We start from the raw sequence: 6,237 nt of genomic DNA on the forward strand, positions 1-6,237 counted from the left end.
TGCAGGAGCGGACGTAAAATTCCCATGGTGTGCACCACGATCAATCTCCCCGAAGACCTGCGTGAGCAGGTCCTGGCACTCGCTCGAAACACCACCGGACGATCAGCGAAACTATCGCCGACCTGATCCGACGCAGTTTGGCGGCGATGCCCGTAGATCCGAGGACTGGATTGCCGCTGGTGCGTGTCGGGAAGGTGGTGACTTCCGAGGATGTGCGTTCACTGCAGGACGAGGAGTGACGGCACTGCCGAGTACGTGCACTAATCAGTCGGCCGCATGACCTGAAGCCGACGTGCCAGCCCGCTGGCGCGGACCGCCCGCCGCGCGATCGCAGCCCGCACGTCGGCCTCCGGCCCGACGATTCGCACCTTGCGTTTGGCCCGTGTCACGGCTGTATAGAACAGTTCCCGGGTCAGCAATCGCGAATCCGCAGACGGCAGTAGGACGGTCACGTCTTCGGCCTGACTGCCCTGGCTCTTGTGGATCGTCATGGCGTGCACGGTCTCGACGTCGGACAACCGGCTGGTGGCGAACTCGACCGGTTCCTCGGCGCCGGCGATAACGCACCGCAGCGCACCTTGCTGACCTGCGCTGTCCAACACGGTGATTCCGGTGTCGCCGTTGTAAACACCCAGCCCATAGTCGTTGGCCGTCACCAGCACCGGGCGCCCGGCATACCAGGACGACCAGATCGGTTCGCCCGTCGCTTCCGTCAGCCATCGCTCGACCTGACGATTCCAGTGCTGGATCCCGTATGGTCCGCGCCGGTGCGCACACAGCAGTCGGTGCTCGTCGAGCGTCGCCAGCGCTGCCGCCGCGTCACCGAGAACGGCGCTCTGACGCAGCCGAAGGGCATGGGGGACAAGCACATCGCGCATTTGTGCGGCTGGGCCGTCGGTGTCGATCCACTCGATGTGATCGCCGCCGGATCGCAACATTTCGATGGCGTGGTCAGCGTCGCCGGCACGGATCGACGATGCCAACTCGCCGATCGATTCACCGAACCGATGCGAGGTCGTCAGCGCCGCCACATGCGCGTCGTCGCGTGCCCCGAGCCCCTCGACCAGGTCGGCCAACACCGCGCCGGCTTCCACCGACGCCAACTGGTCCGGATCGCCGACGAGCAGCAGACGCGCCTCGGGGCGCACCGCCTCGAGGAGTCGGGCCATCATCGTCAGAGACACCATCGATGTCTCGTCGACGACGATCACGTCGTGCGGCAGCCGGTTGCCGCGATGGTGGCGAAACCGCGACGAGGTATCCGGCCGGCTGCCCAAGAGTCGGTGCATCGTGGTTGCCCGCAGTCCTGAGAGTCGCTGCCGGTCAACCGCATCCAGCTCGTCGACCTCCAGTTGCACCGCCTCCTGCAGTCTGGCCGCGGCCTTGCCCGTCGGCGCGGCCAACGCAATGCGCATGCGCGCCTTGCCGTCCAGCTGCGCCTGTTCGGCGAACAGCGCCAGAAGCCGTGCCACGGTGGTCGTCTTGCCGGTCCCCGGCCCGCCGGTGAGCACCGTCAAGCGTTGTGCCAGAGCGATTTCCGCGGCTAGACGCTGATCCGGATAAACGGGAAACAATCGACCGATATCGGGAGCCGCACCCGCTACCTGGCCAGACAGCAAGGCCGACAGATCGTCGGCGACCTGCTGCTCCTCGCGCCAATATCTGTCCAGATAGACCAGATTGTCGTCGTAGACCCGCAGCACCGGCGGTGACCCGGCCAGCGCGCTGGCCCGCACCGCCGCCAACCAGTCGTCGGCCGACGGCCAGGGTAAGTCGGGAACACCGATTTGCGCCTCGACCGAGCGCAGATCGACGCACACCGAACCGCCGCGCAGCGCGCGCACCAGCAACGCGACCGCCAGCAGCACCGACGGATCGGATTCGTCTGACATGGCGGTAAGCCGTTGCGCCACATGAACATCTGCGGAGTCGATCACACCGGCGTCGTTGAATGTCTGCAACAGGCCGGCAGCGCCGACAGCCTGCCGCCAGTGGCCCGGTTCCAGAATCTCGATGGTCACGCGGCGGCCGTCCCCGCGTCGAGAATGTCCGACAAAGCCGTCACCAGCGCAGCGGGCGGAGCCCAGCTGAACACCCCGGCCGGGTGGCCGCCGAGCATCGGAGTGTCGGGCCCACACATCCCACGCAAGAACAGGTACAGCACGCCACCCAGATGGTGTGCCGGGTCGTAGTCCGGCTGACGCCATCGTAGAAAGCGGTGCAGGACAACGCTGTACAGCAATGCTTGCAGCGGATAGTCCGAGTGCAGCATCGCCTCGGCCAGTCGCGGCCGGCTGTAATCGGCGGCGGTCAGAGGCCGGTCCGAAGGCCGGTCCGGATCACCCAGCCAGTTGGTCTTGTAATCGACGACCAGATACCGCCACCCCGATTCCGGGTCGGGTATACGTAGCACCGCGTCGACGGAACCATTGAGATACCCGCGCAACGACTGGCCGCCGAGGGCGTCGCCGATCAGCCGGTCGGCGTACGACGCCAGTGGGTCATCCACGGGTAGCTGCGATTTCAGCAACGAGCCGACGTCTGCCAGCCGGATATCAGGCGCGGCACCTCGAACATCACCGCCGGCCAAGGGAAACTCGAAGTTCATCTCCCGCAATCGGTCTCGAAGCCCGATCTGGCGCAGCGTCAAACCGTCGGCCAACGGGCCCAGCGGCGTGTCGTGCATCGGGACCATCGCCGCGGCGAGTTCGCTTGCCGGCACATTCACCGGCCACCACACCGAATGCCGATGGATCTGCGCTTCGATCTCGGCGGCGAGATCGACCGCGAACGGATCGGTCGTCTCCAGCACGGCGTGGACCAGCGTGCCGAACTTCGCGCCCATGGGTAGCTGGGCCATCGGTGACGGAAGGTCCGGCCCGGATGCGGCCTGGGCCAACGGAATATCGCCGACTTCGTCGTCTAGTTCGGTGTCCTCGGGTTCACTGCTGACACCTGCCGTTGCCGTGCTTTCCAGAACCTTGATCAGCCCCGAATACGAGGTGCGTCGCCAGGTGGTGTCAATGGCGCGATGAAAGTGGCGGGTGTCCAGATCCGACGGCGGCGCCGCACCGATCGTGCGGCGAGCCGGCGCGACGACGGACTCCTCCAGAACGGGCCCGCCGACGGCCTCCCATTCGCGAAACCGGTCCCAGGCGTCGGCATCGGTGATCTTCGTCGGCGAGCAGCGGTTGGGGACCGCGGACTCGCCGGGGCGCCGACCGCGCAACAGCCGGGACAGCCCGCCGTTGGGTTCGTCGTACGCCGGTGACCACCAGGCCACGACCTGCGACTGGGCCCGTGTCATCGCGACGTAGGTCAGTCGGCTGTCGTCGTTGGCGGCTTCCTGGGCGCCCAGCTGTTCGACGGCCGCGAAGTCGGGGCTGTCCTTGCCGCCGATGTGCAGACAGCGCACGTCCTGATCGTGGAACAGCACCAGATCGCGTTCCTGGATGTTGCGATTGAATGCGAAAGGCAGGTACACCAACGGATATTGGAGTCCCTTGCTCACCCACACGGTCATGATTTGAACGGCGGCGGCATCGCTGTCGATCCGCCGGTTGCGTTCGGTTGCGCCACCTCGTTCTTCGCGTTGGGCACGCAGCCAGTCTCGCAGCGCCGGCAGGTTGTATCCCGCACGGTGCGCGGTTTCCTGTAATAGCTGTGTCAGGTGCGACAGGTCGGTCATATGCCGCTCGCCGCCCTGCCAAGACAACACCCGGTCACTCATGCCGCTGCGCTGTGCAGCCTCGAAGATGGCGGCGACCCCGCGCTCGCGGGCGTGGCCGGCCCACTCACGCAAGGTCTCGGCCACGCGATCGGTCAGCGCATCACCGCCAGCGGCAAGATCTTTCGCGGTATTGCCGAAGAACATCGTCGCCGCGGCGGCGCGCACCACGCCGGGGCGGTGCGGCTGATCGAATGCCTCCAACAATGACAACCAGTCGTCGGCGGCCTCCGAGCTGAACACGTCGGAGTCGCCGGTATACACCGCCTGGATCCCTGCGTCGGTCAGCGCGCGGTGGCAGGCACGCGCATCCTTGTGCTTCTCGACGATCACCGCGATGTCGCGCGCCTCGAGTGGCCTACCGTCGAATGTCGCACCGCTGGCCAGCAGCCCACCGATGTCGGCGGCCAGATCGCGACCGATGTGCTCCCGCAGATCGTCGATCGGGAGATTGTGAGTTCCGCTGCGGCCCAACGTCGCCCGGCGTACCACCCGCAGCCGGAACGGAGCGTTGTGCGGGGCGCCGGCCAGGCGGTGACCCCGGTGATGCGCGTCGACGCCGCGGACGACGATCGCCGGGTGGCCGAGTTCAGCACCGCGCAGCACGGCCTGCAGCCGATCGACAAGCGCGCTGTCGCTGCGCCAGTTCGTGGCCAACGTCTGCTTGTCGCCCGCCGTGGCAGCCGCGCGGAGGTAGGTGACGATGTCGCCGCCGCGAAACGCATAGATCGCCTGCTTCGGGTCGCCTATGAGGATCACGGTGGATCGCCCGCTGAAGGCGCGGTCGATCACTTGCCACTGCACCGGGTCGGTGTCCTGGAACTCGTCGACCATGACGATCGGCCAGCGTTGCTGCATCCGCGCCCGTGCGGGGGAGTCGTCGCTGTCCAGCGCGTGGGCCAGCCGGCTGAGCAGGTCGTCGTACCCCAGGACGCCGCGACGTCGCTTGCGTGTCTCCAGTTCAGCCAGAACATCTTTCGCGAAGCCGACACAGATCGCAGGCCGTGATCCCGGTTGCGGGTCGAGCGGGCGCAGCTGCGTCGACGGGTTCGAGACCACCGCCCGGGCGATCCGCAGCGCGTCGCGGTAGCTCAGCACGGGATCGTCGCGCTCCCGCCCGAAGCGGGCCAGATATAGGTCGTCGACGATTTCGGTGACGAGATCGTCGAGGTCCTCGACCAGCGTGACACCCGCTTCGGTGTCGCCGGCCACGCCGAGCGATTTCAGCACCAGCTGGCAGAACTGGTGCGTGGTCGCGATCGTCGCCGCGTCGAAGCCGGCCAGTGCGTCGCGCAGTCGTCGCGCTCGTGCGTCGCACTCAGCGGGGGCGGTGTCGATCAGATAGGCCATCAATTGGTTGTCGCCGACAATCGACGGATCCGCGAAAGCTTTGAGCGCGTCCATGATCTGGCACCGGACACGCTCTCGAAGTTCTTGACTCGCCGCGCGCCCGAACGTGATGAGCAGCATCTCGTCCAGCGTCGCTCGGCCTTCGGCGACGTAACGGGTCACCAGCCCGGCCAGCGCGAATGTCTTGCCGGTTCCGGCACTGGCCTCCAGCACCGTGGTGGAGCGCTCGGCGGGCAGTGGGCCTCGCAGGTCGAAGGAATTCATCCGCCGGGGCTCCTGACGGCGTGCAGCTGAGCCTTTAACAGAGGCAGCCAGAGACGGGCGGCGAACGCGCCCAATCGGTTATCCTCGCCGTCACATTCCTCGCCGGGCCGCAACGGTTGCATCAAGTCGTTCAGCCGTGCGTTCCTGCCCCAGGCGCGCACGTGCGCCGGGGCCTCGCAGTCGGCTGACTTCCACCGGTACGACGCCGCTGTCACCGGATCGTCGCCGCAGTGCCGGGCCACCGCCCACGCGTAAGATGTCTTGATCGGCAACGGAATCGGCTCCCGTCGTCCGGCATCGTAGATCGACACCAACTCACGGAGCACCTCGACGGCTGCCTCCCGCGACCGCCCCAGCCCCTCTTCCCGCGGAGTCGTGCCGCGCTTCGGCCGGCCGATGCAGACTGCCGACCAGTCGCGGTCCGGATCATGGGCGAGCAACGCCAACAACGGGATCCACGACTCGAGTAGGTGCTTGCCGTCCAGCCTGGAGTAGGTCACCGACACCAGACGATCGCCGAACACCTGCGACACGGTCCCGGTCAGCCGCCTCGAGCCAAGGTCGATATCCACGTCGTAGGCCGCCATGTCGGGTCCACGGTGTCGCAGCGCTGCCGTTGCCAGCAGGGCGGCCTGATCGCGGATCTCGGTGACCTTGCGCCAGCCCAGCTGACCGGGAGGCAACGTGCCGCGACGCCACTCCGCCTGCCGGGCATCGTTGGGGGCCATCCCACTGAGGATGTCGCCGAGCATCCGATCGCCGACCGCCCACTCTTCGAGGGCATTGATGGCCACCGGCATCGCGTCCTCGACACCATCGACGTCCCACGGCAGCGTGTACTCGAGCGCCCGGAAGAACCCTTTGACCGGGTCCTTGAAGAACGCGACCAAATCGGC

Annotated in this window: 2 protein-coding genes and 2 pseudogenes; 1 reads left to right on the forward strand and 3 read right to left on the reverse strand. The window is 66.9% G+C overall.

Annotation, left to right across the window (positions count from 1 at the left end; all coding sequences use genetic code 11):
• The first annotated feature begins 27 nt into the window (after nucleotides 1-27).
• Nucleotides 28-239, forward strand: a pseudogene (locus tag VML93_RS21155) (antitoxin).
• Between the two features lie 21 nt (nucleotides 240-260).
• Here VML93_RS21155 and recD read toward each other — a convergent pair.
• The 3 genes and pseudogenes from recD to VML93_RS21170 all read right to left on the reverse strand — a co-directional run.
• Nucleotides 261-2,021 carry an exodeoxyribonuclease V subunit alpha gene (gene recD / locus VML93_RS21160; RefSeq protein WP_325613709.1) on the reverse strand — a complete coding sequence of 587 codons (1,761 nt, stop codon included), beginning with the start codon at nucleotides 2,019-2,021 and terminating at the stop codon, nucleotides 261-263.
• Nucleotides 2,018-5,341 carry an exodeoxyribonuclease V subunit beta gene (gene recB / locus VML93_RS21165; protein ID WP_325613710.1) on the reverse strand — a complete coding sequence of 1,108 codons (3,324 nt, stop codon included), beginning with the start codon at nucleotides 5,339-5,341 and terminating at the stop codon, nucleotides 2,018-2,020. Before recB ends, recD begins: the two co-directional genes overlap by 4 nt.
• Nucleotides 5,338-6,237: pseudogene (locus tag VML93_RS21170) on the reverse strand (exodeoxyribonuclease V subunit gamma); the annotation flags it as partial. The gene recB and the pseudogene VML93_RS21170, both read right to left, overlap by 4 nt.

The sequence above is a fragment of the Mycobacterium sp. genome (assembly GCF_035499775.1).
Classification (GTDB): domain Bacteria; phylum Actinomycetota; class Actinomycetes; order Mycobacteriales; family Mycobacteriaceae; genus Mycobacterium.